General features: G+C 32.9%; 19 protein-coding genes. 13 read left to right on the plus strand and 6 right to left on the minus strand.

Going from position 1 to position 16,266, the window contains the following annotated elements; genetic code table 11:
• Window positions 1–6: 6 nt before the first annotated feature.
• From BTO05_RS10195 to ahcY, 3 genes are all read right to left on the minus strand, one after another.
• On the minus strand, window positions 7–1,149 hold the full coding sequence (locus tag BTO05_RS10195) for a methionine aminotransferase (RefSeq protein ID WP_087493341.1): 1,143 nt from the start codon (window positions 1,147–1,149) through the stop codon (window positions 7–9).
• Window positions 1,142–1,615: a DUF1569 domain-containing protein gene (locus BTO05_RS10200; protein WP_087493342.1), complete on the minus strand. Its 474-nt coding sequence runs from the start codon at window positions 1,613–1,615 to the stop codon at window positions 1,142–1,144. The genes BTO05_RS10195 and BTO05_RS10200 overlap by 8 nt, the downstream gene beginning before the upstream one ends.
• A 113-nt stretch (window positions 1,616–1,728) precedes the next feature.
• On the minus strand, window positions 1,729–3,045 hold the full coding sequence (gene ahcY, locus BTO05_RS10205) for an adenosylhomocysteinase (protein ID WP_087492563.1): 1,317 nt from the start codon (window positions 3,043–3,045) through the stop codon (window positions 1,729–1,731).
• A gap of 134 nt (window positions 3,046–3,179) precedes the next feature.
• Between ahcY and BTO05_RS10210 the strand changes: the two genes are divergently transcribed.
• From BTO05_RS10210 to BTO05_RS10245, 8 genes are all read left to right on the plus strand, one after another.
• The gene (locus BTO05_RS10210) at window positions 3,180–3,809 is read left to right on the plus strand and encodes a 4'-phosphopantetheinyl transferase family protein (protein ID WP_087492564.1); all 630 of its coding nucleotides are present in this window, start codon (window positions 3,180–3,182) and stop codon (window positions 3,807–3,809) included.
• Window positions 3,806–4,531 (plus strand): geranylgeranylglyceryl/heptaprenylglyceryl phosphate synthase, encoded by a 726-nt coding sequence (locus BTO05_RS10215; RefSeq protein WP_087492565.1) that lies wholly within the window; start codon window positions 3,806–3,808, stop codon window positions 4,529–4,531. Before BTO05_RS10210 ends, BTO05_RS10215 begins: the two co-directional genes overlap by 4 nt.
• 3 nt (window positions 4,532–4,534) lie before the next feature.
• The gene (locus BTO05_RS10220) at window positions 4,535–4,795 is read left to right on the plus strand and encodes a hypothetical protein (RefSeq protein ID WP_087492566.1); all 261 of its coding nucleotides are present in this window, start codon (window positions 4,535–4,537) and stop codon (window positions 4,793–4,795) included.
• A 46-nt stretch (window positions 4,796–4,841) separates the two neighbouring features.
• A complete protein-coding gene (pnuC, locus tag BTO05_RS10225; protein WP_087492567.1) occupies window positions 4,842–5,474 on the plus strand; it encodes a nicotinamide riboside transporter PnuC in 633 nt (210 codons plus the stop codon).
• Window positions 5,435–5,998: an AAA family ATPase gene (locus BTO05_RS10230; RefSeq protein WP_087492568.1), complete on the plus strand. Its 564-nt coding sequence runs from the start codon at window positions 5,435–5,437 to the stop codon at window positions 5,996–5,998. Before pnuC ends, BTO05_RS10230 begins: the two co-directional genes overlap by 40 nt.
• Before the next feature lie 2 nt (window positions 5,999–6,000).
• Window positions 6,001–7,554, plus strand: a complete 1,554-nt coding sequence (locus BTO05_RS10235; RefSeq protein WP_087492569.1) for a DUF4301 family protein — start codon at window positions 6,001–6,003, stop codon at window positions 7,552–7,554.
• 1 nt (window position 7,555) lies between these two features.
• The gene (gene arfB, locus BTO05_RS10240; protein ID WP_087492570.1) at window positions 7,556–7,960 is read left to right on the plus strand and encodes an alternative ribosome rescue aminoacyl-tRNA hydrolase ArfB; all 405 of its coding nucleotides are present in this window, start codon (window positions 7,556–7,558) and stop codon (window positions 7,958–7,960) included.
• 484 nt (window positions 7,961–8,444) lie between these two features.
• On the plus strand, window positions 8,445–10,595 hold the full coding sequence (locus BTO05_RS10245; protein WP_087493343.1) for a TonB-dependent receptor: 2,151 nt from the start codon (window positions 8,445–8,447) through the stop codon (window positions 10,593–10,595).
• Here BTO05_RS10245 and BTO05_RS10250 read toward each other — a convergent pair.
• Window positions 10,592–11,023 (minus strand): hypothetical protein, encoded by a 432-nt coding sequence (locus BTO05_RS10250; protein ID WP_087492571.1) that lies wholly within the window; start codon window positions 11,021–11,023, stop codon window positions 10,592–10,594. The genes BTO05_RS10245 and BTO05_RS10250 overlap by 4 nt on opposite strands.
• A gap of 149 nt (window positions 11,024–11,172) precedes the next feature.
• Between BTO05_RS10250 and greA the strand changes: the two genes are divergently transcribed.
• Both greA and BTO05_RS10260 read left to right on the plus strand, forming a co-directional pair.
• On the plus strand, window positions 11,173–11,646 hold the full coding sequence (gene greA / locus BTO05_RS10255; RefSeq protein ID WP_087492572.1) for a transcription elongation factor GreA: 474 nt from the start codon (window positions 11,173–11,175) through the stop codon (window positions 11,644–11,646).
• Window positions 11,647–11,730: 84 nt separating this feature from the next.
• Window positions 11,731–12,123 (plus strand): HIT family protein, encoded by a 393-nt coding sequence (locus BTO05_RS10260; RefSeq protein WP_087492573.1) that lies wholly within the window; start codon window positions 11,731–11,733, stop codon window positions 12,121–12,123.
• Here the strand turns inward: BTO05_RS10260 and BTO05_RS10265 are convergent.
• Window positions 12,116–13,330, minus strand: a complete 1,215-nt coding sequence (locus BTO05_RS10265; RefSeq protein WP_087492574.1) for a sensor histidine kinase — start codon at window positions 13,328–13,330, stop codon at window positions 12,116–12,118. The two genes, BTO05_RS10260 and BTO05_RS10265, sit on opposite strands and share 8 nt — an antisense overlap.
• Before the next feature lie 213 nt (window positions 13,331–13,543).
• Here BTO05_RS10265 and BTO05_RS10270 point away from each other — a divergent pair, with 213 nt between their 5' ends.
• The 3 genes from BTO05_RS10270 to aat all read left to right on the plus strand — a co-directional run bounded on the left by BTO05_RS10270 (window position 13,544) and on the right by aat (window position 15,696).
• Window positions 13,544–14,407, plus strand: a complete 864-nt coding sequence (locus BTO05_RS10270) for a flavin reductase family protein (RefSeq protein WP_087493344.1) — start codon at window positions 13,544–13,546, stop codon at window positions 14,405–14,407.
• Between the two features lie 21 nt (window positions 14,408–14,428).
• The gene (locus BTO05_RS10275; protein ID WP_087492575.1) at window positions 14,429–14,806 is read left to right on the plus strand and encodes a DUF3127 domain-containing protein; all 378 of its coding nucleotides are present in this window, start codon (window positions 14,429–14,431) and stop codon (window positions 14,804–14,806) included.
• Between the two features lie 260 nt (window positions 14,807–15,066).
• Complete coding sequence (aat, locus tag BTO05_RS10280; protein ID WP_087492576.1) at window positions 15,067–15,696, plus strand: leucyl/phenylalanyl-tRNA--protein transferase; 630 nt, start codon at window positions 15,067–15,069, stop codon at window positions 15,694–15,696.
• A gap of 2 nt (window positions 15,697–15,698) precedes the next feature.
• On the opposite strand, the gene BTO05_RS10285 is transcribed toward aat, so the two are convergent.
• Complete coding sequence (locus BTO05_RS10285) at window positions 15,699–16,262, minus strand: DNA-3-methyladenine glycosylase I (protein ID WP_087492577.1); 564 nt, start codon at window positions 16,260–16,262, stop codon at window positions 15,699–15,701.
• Window positions 16,263–16,266 lie beyond the last annotated feature (4 nt).

The raw sequence follows: 16,266 nt of genomic DNA on the forward strand, positions 1-16,266 counted from the left end.
ATAAGCTTAAATTTTATTCAAAATTTCAGCAGCTTTTACCAAAGTTTCGTCTGTTTTTGCAAAGCAGAAACGTAACACTTTATCATCTTGATTATTTTCATTAAACACAGAAAGCGGAATAGAAGCAATACCAAAATCTGTAGTTAAGTGCTTTGCAAAATCAACATCATATTCATTAGTAATCTCTGAATAATCTAACACCTGAAAGTAGGTGCCTTGACTTGGTTTTATTTTAAATTTTGAATCTGAAATTAAGCTTAAAAATAAATCTCTTTTATGCTGAAAGAAATCGTTTAACCCCAAATAAGTATTGGCATCTTGCATGTAATCTGCAATACCTTTTTGTGATGGATGGTGTACCGAAAACACATTGAATTGGTGCACCTTTCTGAATTCTTCCATTAAGGTTTCTGGACCACAAGTATAACCAATTTTCCAGCCTGTGTTGTGAAACGTTTTTCCAAAAGAAGCTGTTATAAAACTACGTTGCTTTAAATCGTTAAATAAACAAGCGCTTTGGTGTTGCTCACTATCAAAAACGATGTGCTCGTAGACTTCATCGCTTAAGACAATAATGTCGGTGCCTTTAGTTAATTTTTGAAGCTGCAACATATCTTCTTTTGACCAAATTGTTCCGCTTGGATTATGAGGTGAGTTAATCATAATCATTTTAGTGTTAGATGTCACCTTTGTAGCTACTTCTTCCCAATTAACTTTATAGTCTGGTGCCGATAATTGAATCGGAATTGCTTTTCCACCGTTAACCTCAACCGCAGGTTGGTAACAATCGTAAGCTGGTTTAAAAATGATAACCTCATCATTTGGTCTTACAAATGCTGAAATAATGCAATAAATCGCCTGTGTTGCTCCAGCAGTAACTGTTATTTCTTTTTCAGGGTGATAAGAGCTATTGTAAAGTAATTGATATTTATTGGCGATGGCTAATCGTAAATCCAAATTTCCAACCATTGGCGCATATTGGTTATAACCAGAATTCATGGCGTTACTCACCAAGTCTGTTAGCTTTTGGTCACTTGGATAATTAGGAAAACCTTGAGATAAGTTAATGGCGTTGTGTTGGTTTGCCAATTTACTCATAACTGTAAAAATGGTAGTACCGACGTTTGGGAGTTTGGACTGATTACGCATGTCTAACATTTAATATATCATTAATAATCTTCAAATGATGGTTAGTATGTATTTCCAAAAAACGATTGACTCTTTTTTTGTTGACATGTCCAAATAATGGATGCTTAAAAAAAGCATTGTCATTTAAATCTTTTATAGTTTTGACATTTACTTTAGCTTCTTCAATTTGGGAGATAAGGTCTTCTTTTAAAATAACCTCAGGTGGTTTTACATGTTTTGGGGCTTTAGCTTTTCCTCTTGGAAATATTCCTAAAGTAAAAAACACTTTACCTAAAAAGCTAAAGTTCTTTTCATAGTCATTAGGGTCAGAAGACTGTAAGGCCTTAGATACGTTATTAATCACCTTAAGGCTATGGTCAATTTGCCAACCAATTGTAGCCTTTGAGACTTTTGGGTTGTTGGTTTCGTGATTTGCAATATGCGCTTCTAAGGTGTTGATGTACTGGTTTATCTTTTCGGAGCTCATAGATGCCATTTTAGTTTAATTGTGAAGTTACAATTTATATTATTTAAACTAAAAACCCTCACATTTCTGTAAGGGTTTTGTTTATAATTTAAAAGCGAAACGCTTATGATAAATTAGTATCTGTAATGCTCTGGCTTATATGGACCTTCAACAGTTACACCAATATATTCTGCTTGGTAGTCCGCTAATTCAGTTAACTCAACACCAATTTTTTCTAAGTGTAATTTAGCTACTTTTTCATCTAAATGCTTTGGTAACATATAAACATCATTTCCGTATGCTTCACTGTTGTTCCAAAGTTCGATTTGTGCTAAAGTTTGGTTAGTAAATGAGTTACTCATTACAAAACTTGGGTGACCAGTTGCACAACCTAAGTTTACTAAACGACCTTCGGCAAGTATAATGATATCTTTTCCGTTTACGTTGTATTTGTCCACTTGTGGTTTAATTGTGTCTTTAGTATCGCCAAAGTTTTCGTTTAACCAAGCCATTTGGATTTCGTTATCAAAGTGACCAATGTTACAAACAATAGTCTTGTCTTTCATAGCTTCGAAATGCTCGCCACGAACGATGTCTTTATTTCCTGTCGTAGTAATTACGATATCAGAATTGCCAACAACAGTTTCTAGTTTTTTAACTTCAAAACCGTCCATTGCCGCTTGTAGCGCACAAATAGGGTCAATTTCAGTAACAGTAACTATAGAACCTGCACCTTTAAAAGAAGCAGCTGTACCTTTACCAACATCACCATAACCACAAACAGTTACGCGCTTACCTGCTAACATAACGTCAGTTGCACGACGAATTGCATCTACTGCAGATTCCTTACAACCGTATTTGTTATCAAACTTAGATTTTGTTACAGAGTCATTAACGTTGATTGCAGGCATTGGTAATGTACCATTCTTTACACGTTCGTATAAACGGTGAACACCAGTTGTTGTTTCTTCAGAAAGTCCTTTAATATCTTTAGCTAGGTGAGGATATTTATCTAAAACCATGTTAGTTAAATCTCCACCATCATCCAAAATCATGTTTAAAGGTTGTCTGTCTTCGCCAAAGAATAATGTTTGCTCTATGCACCAGTCAAATTCTTCTTCAGTCATATCCTTCCAAGCATACACAGCAGTACCAGCAGCAGCAATAGCAGCAGCAGCTTGATCTTGTGTAGAGAAGATGTTACATGAACTCCATGTTACTTCTGCTCCAAGCGCTTGTAAAGTTTCGATTAAAACAGCAGTTTGTATAGTCATGTGTAAACATCCAGCAATACGAGAACCTTTAAGCGGTTGCTCGTTTTTGTATTCTTCACGTAAGCTCATTAGACCTGGCATCTCTGCTTCAGCTAATTCGATTTCTTTTCTTCCCCAAGCCGCTAACGACATGTCTTTTACTTTGTTTGGAACGTAAGCAATAGTCTTTGTACTCATTTCTTTTTTATTTCTGATGTTTATATAAAATTACAGTCTTGTGAAAGGAATTTAAATTGGTTAAATTCGCTTTTTACAATAAGTAATTCTGCCTTAGGCGGTGCAAAGATAATACATAACATTAACATTCCTAAATGCCGCTGTATAAATCCATTAGCGTTAACGCACAAACTACTGTTAAAATTTGGCAGATTGATGAGTCTTATGACGAATTGATGGCACCTTTAGACTTAAAACCGAACAGTCTTGAGCGGCTTTTAGGCATGAAAAGTGAGTTGCATCAACGTGGGTTTTTAAGCGTTCGTCATTTACTTCGTGAATTTGGTTACACAGACCAAGATTTGTTTTACGACGATAACGGAAAACCGCACCTCAAAGATGGTAAGCACATTTCTATTACACACAGTTTTACGTTTTCTGGAGTCATTGTTAGTGATGCTGAAGTAGGTATAGATATCGAAAAACAACGTAGTAAAATAGCAATCATTGCTAAAAAATTTATTGATTATGAATTTAACTATTTAAAACCTGAAGCTGAAGATTATATACGAAAGTTGACTGTTATTTGGGGAATTAAGGAGTCACTTTATAAATTATTTGCAACACCAGGCATGTTGTTTAGAGAACATTTTTTGGTTATACCGTTTACGTTTGAAGATGCAGAAACTGTTTGTTGGATAGATTATAATGATAGTAAATACAGGTATAACTCTCATTATTTAGAGTTCGAAGGTTTTACTTGTGCTTATGTTATAGCAGAATGAGTTCGATATATCAAAACATAAAATCTTCTACAAAAAGGCAAGAAAAGCTTTTGGCAGTTTTAATTGACCCTGATAAAGCAAATATTGAATCGATTGCTTCACTTTGCGAAAAAATAAAAAGGTCAATCGCGACCCATATTTTCGTTGGTGGTAGTGAAGTTGAAGAATTTGAAACAGAAAAACTTGTCGTAGAATTAAAAAAGTACACAAAGCTTCCTATAATATTATTTCCTGGAGATGTAACACAAATAACTGATAAAGCAGATGGTATTTTGTTTTTGTCTTTAATATCAGGACGAAATTCAGATTATTTAATTGGCAAGCATATTGAGGCAGTTTCTAAACTATCTAAAACAACTTTAGAAGTTATACCAACAGGTTATGTGTTAGTTGAAAGTGGAAAGCAAACAGCTGTCGAACGTGTTAGTAAAACAAATCCGTTATCTCACAATAATATTGAAGCAATTATTGATACAGCTAAAGCCGGAGAATTATTAGGCATGAAATTAATTTATCTCGAAGCTGGCAGTGGCGCAAATTATCCTGTAGGTTTTAAAACAATTTCAGAAGTAAAAAAAAGGCTAGATATTCCGCTAATTGTTGGTGGCGGTATCCGAACAAAAGATGCGATTGAGTTAGCTCACAAATCGGGAGCAGATATGGTAGTTATAGGTACCGCTTTTGAGCAGAATGATGATTTTTTTGAAGAATTAAAAAATTAAGAAATGAAAATATCGGTAGAGTTAACATACACACCTTTAAAAGATGATTACGAGCCACATATTATTGCGTTTATAAAAGCTATAAGAGGATCCGAGTTTACAGTTTTAGAAAATCCATTGAGCACTCAGGTTTATGGTGATTACAATAAAGTAATGCCTTTTCTTCAAACTGAAATTGAAAAAGCATTTTCCAATATAGATATTGCTGTATTGCAAATGAAAATAGTAAAAACAGATCGAAGCGATTATGAACCACATTTTTGATTTTCCTGTAAGGTTTTGAAAACCTTGTAGGTATATTATATAAATTATGAATAATATATTTGATTTCTTCCTAAATGCATATCAAAACACACCAACGTTTCAAATTATTTTAGAAGCTATTGCTTTAGTATTTGGTATTGCAAGTGTTTGGTTTGCTAAACAAGAAAATATTTGGGTATATCCAACAGGTATTATTTGTACAGTAATCACAGTTTATTTACTATATATCAATCAGTATTTTGGTGACATGATGATGAACTTTTATTATTCCGTAATGAGTGTTTTTGGCTGGTGGAATTGGTCTCGAAAAAAAGGAAATAAAGTTTTAGTGCCCATTTCTAGTACAAATCAAAAAGAAAAATGGGTTGGCTTTGGTATGTTTTTACTGACAATGTTAGTAACATTTCTTGTTTATAAAGGTTTTGATTACGAGTTGAAGATTCCTAATTATATAGACATATTTACTTCAGGTATATTTTTTACAGCGATGTGGTATATGGCTAATAAAAAATTAGAGAATTGGACACTATGGATTATTGGTGACCTAATTACTATTCCTCTATATGCTTACAGAGGTTTAGGTATGTTATCTTTACAATATCTTATTTTTACAATCTTAGCAATTTACGGCTACTTAGCATGGAAGAAAAACTTAAACAACAACCTGCAGACTGTATAAAAGTCGTCCTATTTGGTCCTGAATCTACAGGTAAAACAACACTTTCTATTCAGTTAGCTAGATATTATAATTCGGTTTGGGTACCAGAATATGCACGTGAGTATTTACAAAACAAGTGGAATAATGAGCGTAAAACTTGCGAGCCAAAAGACTTATTGCCTATAGCTATTGGTCAAATGAAACTTGAAAATGAATTGGCTCAAAAAACGGATTCTGTATTAATTTGCGATACAGATTTACTAGAAACAAAAGTATATAGTGAAGCTTATTATCATGGAGGTTGTGATCCCATTTTAGATAAGTATGCTCAAGAAAATAGGTATGACTTATATTTTTTAACTTATATTGACACACCTTGGGAAGCAGATGATTTGCGAGATAAGCCTGATGAAAGAGAACGTATGTTTAAAGAATTTGAAAAAGCTTTAATAAAAAATAAACGCCCATATGTCTTGCTTAAGGGCGAAAAAAAAGAGCGTTTAGAAAAAGCGGTTTCTCATATTAATGAACTATTGAAAAAATAAAATTGAAATTTAGTAAAGAAGACATAAAACAAATTGAGGATTATGGTTTGACTGAAAAAATAGTCAATAATCAAATTTCTCAATTCAAAAATGGAGTTAATTATTCTAATATCCATTCTGCGGCAACTATCGGAGATGGTATTTTGGAAACTTCATACTTGGAAGTAGACGATTATGTGAAACTGTATGATACAGAAAGAGATTCAATTTCTATAGTAAAATTTGTACCAGCTTCTGGTGCTGCAACCCGAATGTTCAAGTTTCTGTTCGATTTTCTAAAGGAATATAATCCAATACTTCAATCTTTAAATGCATATATAAACAGAAATGCTCTTAGAGACTTACCGTTGTTTTTAATCGCGTTAGAAAAATTTCCTTTTTACAAGGCGGTTTTAAAACAATTAGAAAAAACTAATGTCGATTACGCAAATTTAAAACCAAATCAAAAAGCTCATGTTATTGTCAAAGCTATGCTTGAGGAAAATCAGTTAGATTTTGGGAGTTATCCTAAAGGCTTATTTCCATTTCATAAATACAACAACGATATTTCTACTGCCTTTGAAGAACACCTTTTCGAAATGGCATTTTATGGTTCAAGAAAAAAACCTCTTAAGGTACATTTTACTATTTCAGAAAAACATAAAGACAAATTTACGGCAGAGTTTAAGCGCATTGAAGAGCGTGTTGAAAAAATCACAGGCTTTCAATATGACATTTCATTTTCTTATCAGCACCAATCTACAGATACTATAGCACTCGCAAAAGATAACGAGCCTTTTAGAAATGAAGATGGAAGTTTATATTTTAGACCTTCTGGTCATGGCGCTTTACTAAAAAATTTAAATGCTATAGACGCAGATATTATTTTCATAAATAACATTGACAATGTAGTTGTTAAACACTACAAAGCAGAGGTTGCCAAATATAAAAAACTGTTAGCAGGTATTCTTTTAAAAACTAAAACTTCAGTATTTGGCTACATAAAGAGTCTTAAAAGCGATGTGCTATCAGAAGACGACCTTAATGAAATTGGAGATTTTTTATCTAATAAACTGAATTTTTCAATTTCCGAAGAGTTCGAAAAATATTCTCATAAGTATAAAATCGAATATCTTATTGAGGCTTTAAACAGACCGATACGTGTTTGTGGAATGGTTAAAAACGAAGGTGAACCTGGTGGTGGACCATTTTGGGTAAAAGATGAGTCTGGTCGTTTATCACTTCAAATTGTAGAGTCAGCACAAGTAAATAAAAAGGATAAAGAGCAAAAGCAAATATTGGCAAATGCAACATATTTCAATCCTGTAGATATTGTATGTTCAATTAAAGATTTTGAAGGTAATGTGTTTGATTTACAGGAATTTGTAAATCATAAAGCCGCTTTTATAACGATGAAAACTAAAGTAGGAAAGGATGTAAAAGCACTTGAGCTTCCTGGTTTGTGGAATGGTAGTATGGCATATTGGAACAGTATTTTTGTCGAAGTACCTGTATTGACTTTCAATCCTGTGAAGACAGTAAATGACTTATTAAAACCGTCTCATCAACTCAGTTAAGATGGACTTCTTACGATTAATAAATCAGGTTGATTATAAAGCCGTTCGTAGTTCAGGAAGTGGCGGCCAGCATGTAAATAAAGTAGCTACAAAAATCGAATTATACTTCGATTTTGAAGCTTCACAATTTTTCAATGAAGAAGAAAAGAATAGATTAAGAGAATTTCTTCAAAACAGATTAACAAAATCTGGAATTTTAATTTTAAGTTGTGGAGAAACCAGAAGTCAACTCAAAAATAAAAATAGAGTAACAAAGCGCTTTTATGAGTTGCTAGAAGAAGGTTTAAAAGAAGAAAAAGAACGTAAGCCAACTAAAATCCCGAAAGCAGTAAAGCGTAAGCGCTTAGCAAATAAAAAAAGGAATTCAGAAAAAAAGGCCAATAGGAAGCCACCAAAAATAGATTAGTTTCATTTCCCAAAAAATAAATAGTAAATCGTTATTCAATAAATTGAAAATCCTTATATCTTTGCAGCGTTCTCAAAAAAGGGGTGCTGTAAAAAGCTGAGATCATACCCATTGAACCTAGAACAGATAATGCTGTTTAGGAACCGAGCGTAAAAAAAATGTCTATAAGATATTTTTAGCGAGTGCGATTAGGTCATCAATGTTGGTTTTTACTTCTGGATTTATTGATGATTATTTATACTAAATTCAGGTGCTTGTAAAAATCCAATTTTTGATTTGTTGTTCGAGCTATGCTCATTAAACCAATTATTTAAACAAGAATAATTGCCTCTTTTTATTCGATTATTTAGTCATAATCGACATGAAATCTAGAATTCACAAAAATCAATCAGTTAGTGATATAATACCATTAACTAGATTCAGTACCTTCTTTCAAAATAAAAAAGTAGGTGCTAAAAAATTATTTACTTTTATTTGTTTAGGGATGATTTCCCTAGCTTCTTTTTCACAGGAAAAAAAGCAAGATTCCACTAAAACCGAAAAATTAGATGCCGTTTTAGTAAAAGCTGTGCGTGTTGACGCAAAATCACCAATTACGCACACTAATGTTACCAAAGAAGAAATTGCAAAACGTAATTTAGGACAGGATATACCTATTTTATTAAATTTCTTGCCATCTGTAGTAACTACCTCAGATGCTGGTGCTGGTATAGGCTATACAGGTATTCGTGTTCGTGGTGTTAGCTCACAATCGACTAACGTTACAATTAATGGTATTCCATATAATGATGCCGAATCTTTAGGTACATTCTGGGTGAACTTGGGAGATTTTTCGTCTTCAGTCGAAAGTTTACAATTGCAGCGTGGTGTTGGTACTTCAACAAACGGTTCAGGTGCTTTTGGTGCCAGTATCAATGTATTGACAGATGCAGTTTCTAAAGAAGCAAATGGTCAAATAGCAAACTCGTTTGGAAGTTTTGGAACCCGAAAACACACTGTTAAGTATAGCACAGGATTATTAAATGACCATTTCGAAATTGCTGGACGTCTATCTAATATTTCTTCAGATGGATATATCGACCGTGCATCAACTGATTTGAAATCTTATTTTCTTCAAGGGTCTTATGTAGATGATAATACGTTAATAAAAGCCGTTTTATTTGGTGGAAGTGAGGTGACTTACCAATCTTGGTTTGGTATTGATAGAGCAACATTAGAGTCTGATAGAACGTTTAACCCTGCTGGTATTTATACGGATGATGATGGTAATACTCAGTTTTATGACAGAGAAGTTGATGATTATATGCAAGACCATTATCAGTTGCACTGGAATCAGCGTTACAACAGTCAATGGTCAACTAATCTAGGTCTAAATTACACATATGGACGTGGCTTTTTTGAGCAATTTAGAGAAGATGATGATTTTGCAACTTATGGATTTCAACCATTAACCGTAAATGGGCAAACAGTAAATACTACAGATTTGGTTCGTCGTCGCTGGTTAGATAACGATTTTTATGTTATTAACGCAAGTGCGAATTACAAGAACAATAATCTAGATATGATTTTCGGTGGGTCTTTTAGTCATTATAATGGTGACCATTTTGGCGAAGTTATTTGGGCTGAGTTTGCAAGCCAAAGCGATATTAGAGATAGATATTATGATGGCAATGCTGAAAAAAACGACTTGTCTGGATTTGCAAAAGCAAACTTTAGACTCAACGATAAAATAAAGCTATACGGAGATTTACAAGTTCGTAACGTGACTTACAAAACATCAGGCATCAACTCAAATTTGACTTTATTTAATGTAGATGAAAGCTTTACTTTTTTTAATCCAAAAGTGGGTTTAACCTATGAATACAATGATAATAACGATTTGTATTTTTCTTTTGCAAGAGCAAACCGAGAGCCTAATAGAGATGATTTTGAAAGCAACGCAAATATTAAACCAGAACAACTTAACGATTTCGAATTAGGATGGAGACATAAAAAAGGAAACTTTAGCTTTAATGCTAATGGTTATTTAATGCTTTATAATGAGCAGTTAGTACTATCTGGTCAGATTAATGATGTCGGTGCACCAATTAGAACAAATAGTGGTGAGAGTTACCGTTTAGGGTTAGAGTTAGAAGCTATTATTCCGGTAACTCCGAAATTAACCTTACAACCTAACGCAACATTAAGTAGTAATAAAAATGTAGAAACCATTACATCACTTAATGGTAATCTAGTTAATCTTGGAAAAACAGATATAGCTTTTTCGCCAGAATTAATTGCGGCTAATGCTATTGTTTATGAACCAATAAAAAATCTACAAGTATCTTTATTGAGTAAATATGTTGGAGACCAGTTTATGGGAAATACAGAAAACTCAGAATCTAAATTAGATAGCTTTTTCGTTAACGATTTAAACATCATTTATACTTTAGAAACAAAATCAATTTTTGATTCAGTAGTATTTACTGGTTTAGTAAATAATATTTTTAACGAAAAGTATGTGTCTAACGGCTACTTTGGGTCTTTTGATTTTGATGATGCTAGTAGTCCAACAGGCATATCTACAGGATTTTTCTCAGGTTTTTATCCTCAAGCTACAACTAACTTCTTATTAGGCGTAACACTTAATTTCTAGTTAGTAATTATATATTGATTATTACCCACAAAATCGACCCTGTACGGCAATAAGGTGCAGGGTTCTGGGTTTTCACCTAACATTTGTCCAGATAAAAGCTCGTATTCGTTAGCATCTTCGCAACCACAAGTTGCAGTAAGTGCATTTACCGAAAGTAAAGAGCAATTAGAAAACGCATGATTTGGGTCTGCACCATCCCAAGCCCGAAGTGTTTCGCTGCCTGTTCTAGCAAATATAATTCCACCATTACCTTGACCTTCAAGGCGAACAGAATTACCAGTGAATTGTAGTTGGCTAAACTGAGGCAGGTTTAGATTTATTGTAGTATTGACATTGACGTTAAGTAAAAAATTACAATTATTAAGATTGTTATTGTTACTACATCCAAAAATTATGACACTTAGAGATAATAATAAGAACTTTTTCATAGTAGTTTTTTAGTATTTTTCTTTTGCTGCAATTTACAATAATTCACACATCCGATAAATATTTTATATATTTGTATTGTTATCTCGTGGAAGCGGGATTTTTTTATGCTGAAACTATTCAGCATATTTTTATTTAAAACGAATGAGTTATGAGTAAAGTATCTTATTATACAGCAGAAGGATTAAAAAAATTAAGAGAAGAGTTAAATCAACTCAAAGATATAGAGCGACCAAAGGCATCGCAAGCAATTGCTGAAGCAAGAGACAAAGGTGACTTAAGTGAAAATGCCGAATATGATGCAGCCAAAGAAGCTCAAGGCATGTTAGAGATGAAAATTTCTAAAATGGAAGAGACTCTTGCTAATGCTCGTGTCATAGATGAATCTCAGTTAGATACTTCTAAAGTTTTAGCATTATCTATTGTAAAGATCAAGAACCAAATCAATGGTATGGAAATGACATATACCCTGGTTGCAGAAAGTGAAGCTGATTTGGCATCGGGTAAAATTTCTGTAAATTCTCCAATAGGGAAAGGGCTTTTAGGTAAGTCTGTTGGCGATGTTGCAGAAATACAAGTGCCTAATGGTATTATAAAGTTTGATATTCTCGAGATATCAAGATAAAATAGATTAGAAAAATATTTAAGATTCCTGTTTATTAAGTTAAACAGGAATTTTTATATTTACTAGACTAAAACCCCTAAGATTATGGCGACGATATTCACGAAAATTATTAATGGTGAAATCCCATGTTACAAAGTTGCCGAAACAGAAGATTTCTTGGCTTTTTTAGATATAAATCCTAACAGTAAAGGACATACACTTTGTATTCCAAAAAAAGAAGTCAATAAGATTTTTGACTTAGATAAAGAAACTTACCTAGAGCTTATGGCGTTTTCTCGACGTGTAGCAAAAGCCATAGAAAAAGCTATACCATGTGAGCGCGTTGGTATGTCAATTATTGGACTAGAAGTGCCACATGTACATGTACATTTAATCCCATTACATACCATGGAAGATGCACGCTTTAAAAATAAGGCAAATTTAACGGCGGGAGAATTTGATGATACTGCAAAAGTTATTGCAGCAAACATTAGCTAACAGTTTTTAATACTATTTGCATAGTTGTGCCTTTATTTAATTCCGAAGTAAGCACTTTAACTTTTCCGTTGTGATAGTCTTCAATAATTCGTCTAGACAAGGACAAGCCTAAACCCCAACCTCTTTTTTTTGTTGTAAATCCTGGGTTAAAAATAGTATTGAATTGACTTTTTGGAATTCCTTTTCCGGTATCAGAAATATTTATAAAAACAAGCCTTTCGCGTTGTGTTAGCTGTAGACTTAGTTTTCCTTTACCTTTCATAGCGTCAATTGCATTCTTGACTAAGTTTTCAATAGTCCAACCAAAAAGCTGCTCATTAAGTTCTACTTGGATTTCTCGTTCAGGTATTTCAATATCAAATTCAATAAGCTTAGATGTTCTTGATTGTAAATAGGTTATTGCATTTTTGGTTTCTAATGCAATATCAGCTGTTTTAAGTTCTGGAACAGAACCAATTTTGCTAAAACGTTCAGTAATGGTTTGCAGTCTATCAACGTCTTTCTCTATTTCAACAATGTAATCTGGATTAATATTTTCAGATTTTAAAATTTCTGTCCAACCAATTAAAGATGATAATGGCGTACCAATTTGGTGAGCCGTTTCCTTTGCCATACCTGTCCAAAGTTTATTCTGTTCTGCAACTTTTGAACTGCGGTAAAAGAAATAAACTACTGCTGAAAAAAGTAGAATTATAAGTAATAACGCTAATGGATAATATTTTAGATTATTAAGTAAAGGTGAGGTTCCATAATAAAGTGTTTGCTTTAAATCATCCATAATTAGTGGTTGATTTTCATTTTTAAATTTTGCTATTAAACGATTTTTATATTTTTCAACATAGTTGTCATCAATACTGTCGTTATATATTTGAGCGAGTTCGTTTTTTTCAGAAAGTCTAGGTTTTGCAAAAATATTCCTGTGCAAAATGATATTGTTTTCATCATCTGCAAGAATCATTGGAGCAGTTATATTGGTTTCTAAAACAATGTAATCAACGACTTTATTGATATTTATATCTTCTTCAGAGCTAGCTAGTTCAGTCGCATATTCGGAATAAGCAATTGTCCAGCTTTTCATTTTAGAGCGTTCTTCAGACTTAAAATGCTGAAAGAACACATATGTATTCCAAAGGATTAAGGAAACTATGATAAAAGAAGAAATAATTATAATCCAACGGATTACATTTCGGTTCAGGTTAATACGCATTAATCGTTTAGTTATCGGTTTTTAAATATAATGTAAATCTTATAAAAATATTGTCTCAATCGTATTGCAATTTATCGGTTAATATTTATTGTTTATGGTGGTCAGATGCTCTTTGCTATTAAGACTATTGCGATATATGATAAAAAAGTTAACATGCGCGTTTCGTTTTAATACTTTGACAATATGGTTATCTTTGGTAAAAACGAAAAATATATGGTATCGTACCAACCAAAAGACCTTACAACGGCTAAGCTGCATAGTTATTTACTAAGCGCAGTTGCTCCAAGACCAATTGCTTTTGCGAGTACAATTGACGAGCAGGGTAATCCTAATTTATCACCATTTAGTTATTTTAATGTATTTAGCACCAATCCGCCGATTTTAATTTTTTCGCCAGCAAGACGTGTACGAGATAATACAACCAAGCATACTTTAGAAAATGCTGAAGTTGTAAAAGAAGTAGTTATTAACACGGTTAATTACGATATAGTTCAACAAATGTCATTGAGTTCTACCGAGTATCCTGAAGCTGTTAATGAGTTTGAAAAATCAGGTTTGACGATGTTAAAGTCAGATTTTGTAAAACCATTTAGAGTTGCAGAATCACCAATACAGATTGAATGTAAAGTCAATGAGATTGTAAAACTAGGTACTGAAGGTGGTGCAGGAAATTTGATTATTTGCGAGGTTTTAAAAATCCATATGTCTGATAATATCTTAGATGAAAATGGCGTTGTTAATCAAGAAAAATTAGATTTAGTTGCTCGTGCTGGTGGTAGTTATTACAGTAGAGCAAGAGATGGTTTTTTCGAAATTCCAAAACCATTATCGACTTTAGGAATAGGTGTTGATATGTTACCCGAATTTGTTAGAAAAAGTTCAATTTTAACAGGAAATGATTTAGGAATTTTAGGTAATTTAGCAGCTTTTCCAAGTGAAGCTGAAATAGATAACTATTTAAACACTACAGGAAAGTCAAACAGTCAATTAGAAGCTGAAAAAAAAGCTAAAGCACTAGTTGAAGCAAACCAACCAAATGAAGCATTAATTGTGCTTTTGGCAAATGATAAAAACTAAATAATATCAATAATTAATACAATGGAAGTACAAGGAAGAATTAAGGTGATTGGCGAAACTCAAACCTTCGGTAGCAATGGTTTTAGAAAACGTGAGCTTGTAGTAACAACAGAAGAACAATATCCACAACACATTATGGTGGAGTTTGTACAAGACAAAACAGACTTATTAAACAACTACCAAGTTGGGCAACAAGTAAAAGTAAATATCAACTTGAGAGGTCGTGAGTGGACAAATCCACAAGGAGAAGTTAAGTATTTTAACTCAATTCAAGGATGGAGAATTGAAGCTGCGCAAACAGAAGCTCCTAGTGGCGACATGCCTCCAGTAGCACCAGCAGCAGCTTTTGAGCCAGCTAAAGATTTAAATACTGAAGACCATGATGATTTACCTTTTTAATTAAGTTTTAAAACTAAAAAAAGAGCCCGTTTTAAACGGGCTCTTTTTTGTTATAATAAAAAAGTCCCGATTAATAAATCAGGACTTAATGTTGTGGTTTTAGGTTTACCTTTACGAACAAACTCAAAAAAAAGCAATGATGAACAAAATTCGTAACATAAAGGTTACATCAAATATGAGAAAAAAAGCTAATTTTCCAAAGCTAATCCTTTGATTTAACACTGTTAAGCTTAACTACAACGTTGTAGTTGATTAAAAAAATGTATTTCTTAAACGATAAAATAGAATTTCCACAGGTTTCAGAAGCATCATCCGAAGGCTTATTAGCTATAGGCGGTGATTTATCACCAGAAAGATTACTACATGCTTATAAAAATGGAATTTTTCCTTGGTTTGAAGATGACGAGCCTTTATTATGGTGGTCGCCAGACCCAAGGTTTGTTATTTTTCCTGACGAACTAAAGATATCAAAGAGTATGAAGCAACTCTTTAATAAAAATAAGTTTACGACTACTGTTAATCAAGATTTTAAAGCAGTAATTACAAATTGTTCTCAGGTATATCGAGAAGGTCAAAAGGGGACTTGGATAACTGATAACATGATAAAAGCTTACACAAATCTACACGAGCTAGGATATGCTATATCTGTAGAAGTATGGGAAGGCACTGAATTGGTTGGTGGTCTTTATGGTGTAGATATTGGTAATAAAGTATTTTGTGGAGAAAGTATGTTTGCAAAGGTTAGTAACGCTAGTAAATATGGATTTATTGAATTTATAAAAAACTCCAATTATCAATTAATCGATTGCCAATTGCACACCAATCATCTTGAAAGTTTGGGTGGCAAAGATATTTCTAGAGATGAGTTTTTAAAGTATTTACAATTGTAAGTTTAGACTTCATTGTACCTAAAACAGTTAATCTCATGATCGTTAACCATTCCTGTAGCTTGCATGTGAGCATAAACCACTGTCGAGCCCACAAATTTAAATCCACGTTTTTTTAAATCTTTACTCAACGCATCACTCAAAGGTGTATTCGCTGGCGCATATTTGTAATTTTTAAAGCTGTTTTTGATAGGTTTGCCATCAACGAAATTCCAAATGTATTTTGAAAATGAACCAAATTCTTCCTGAACTTTTATAAACGCTTTTGCATTAGAAACTGTAGCATTTACTTTTAATTTATTTCTAATAATTCCTGTATCTTGAAGTAAATCTGCAATTTTATCTTCGTCATAGTTGGCTATTTTATTGTAATCAAAATAATCAAAAGCCTTTCTAAAGTTTTCTCGCTTGCGTAAAATGGTAATCCAACTTAATCCAGCTTGGAAAGTTTCTAGAATTAAAAATTCAAACAACTGATGATCATCATAAACGGGAATACCCCATTCTAAATCGTGATACGCTTCATAAAGTGTATCGCCAACGCACCAACCACATTTGTGTTTTTTCATAATT

The sequence above is a fragment of the Winogradskyella sp. PC-19 genome (assembly GCF_002163855.1).
Taxonomy (GTDB): domain Bacteria; phylum Bacteroidota; class Bacteroidia; order Flavobacteriales; family Flavobacteriaceae; genus Winogradskyella.

Coding starts and splice junctions, on each gene's coding strand:
- BTO05_RS10265 (WP_087492574.1), bottom strand. CDS start 13,330: ATGCGTATTAACCTGAACCGAAATGTAATCCGTTGGATTATAATTATT.
- BTO05_RS10210 (WP_087492564.1), top strand. CDS start 3,180: ATGCCGCTGTATAAATCCATTAGCGTTAACGCACAAACTACTGTTAAA.
- BTO05_RS10215 (WP_087492565.1), top strand. CDS start 3,806: ATGAGTTCGATATATCAAAACATAAAATCTTCTACAAAAAGGCAAGAA.
- BTO05_RS10270 (WP_087493344.1), top strand. CDS start 13,544: ATGGTATCGTACCAACCAAAAGACCTTACAACGGCTAAGCTGCATAGT.
- aat (WP_087492576.1), top strand. CDS start 15,067: ATGTATTTCTTAAACGATAAAATAGAATTTCCACAGGTTTCAGAAGCA.
- BTO05_RS10195 (WP_087493341.1), bottom strand. CDS start 1,149: ATGCGTAATCAGTCCAAACTCCCAAACGTCGGTACTACCATTTTTACA.
- BTO05_RS10250 (WP_087492571.1), bottom strand. CDS start 11,023: ATGAAAAAGTTCTTATTATTATCTCTAAGTGTCATAATTTTTGGATGT.
- BTO05_RS10260 (WP_087492573.1), top strand. CDS start 11,731: ATGGCGACGATATTCACGAAAATTATTAATGGTGAAATCCCATGTTAC.
- pnuC (WP_087492567.1), top strand. CDS start 4,842: ATGAATAATATATTTGATTTCTTCCTAAATGCATATCAAAACACACCA.
- greA (WP_087492572.1), top strand. CDS start 11,173: ATGAGTAAAGTATCTTATTATACAGCAGAAGGATTAAAAAAATTAAGA.
- arfB (WP_087492570.1), top strand. CDS start 7,556: ATGGACTTCTTACGATTAATAAATCAGGTTGATTATAAAGCCGTTCGT.
- BTO05_RS10220 (WP_087492566.1), top strand. CDS start 4,535: ATGAAAATATCGGTAGAGTTAACATACACACCTTTAAAAGATGATTAC.
- BTO05_RS10200 (WP_087493342.1), bottom strand. CDS start 1,615: ATGAGCTCCGAAAAGATAAACCAGTACATCAACACCTTAGAAGCGCAT.
- BTO05_RS10245 (WP_087493343.1), top strand. CDS start 8,445: ATGATTTCCCTAGCTTCTTTTTCACAGGAAAAAAAGCAAGATTCCACT.
- BTO05_RS10230 (WP_087492568.1), top strand. CDS start 5,435: ATGGAAGAAAAACTTAAACAACAACCTGCAGACTGTATAAAAGTCGTC.
- BTO05_RS10275 (WP_087492575.1), top strand. CDS start 14,429: ATGGAAGTACAAGGAAGAATTAAGGTGATTGGCGAAACTCAAACCTTC.
- BTO05_RS10285 (WP_087492577.1), bottom strand. CDS start 16,262: ATGAAAAAACACAAATGTGGTTGGTGCGTTGGCGATACACTTTATGAA.
- ahcY (WP_087492563.1), bottom strand. CDS start 3,045: ATGAGTACAAAGACTATTGCTTACGTTCCAAACAAAGTAAAAGACATG.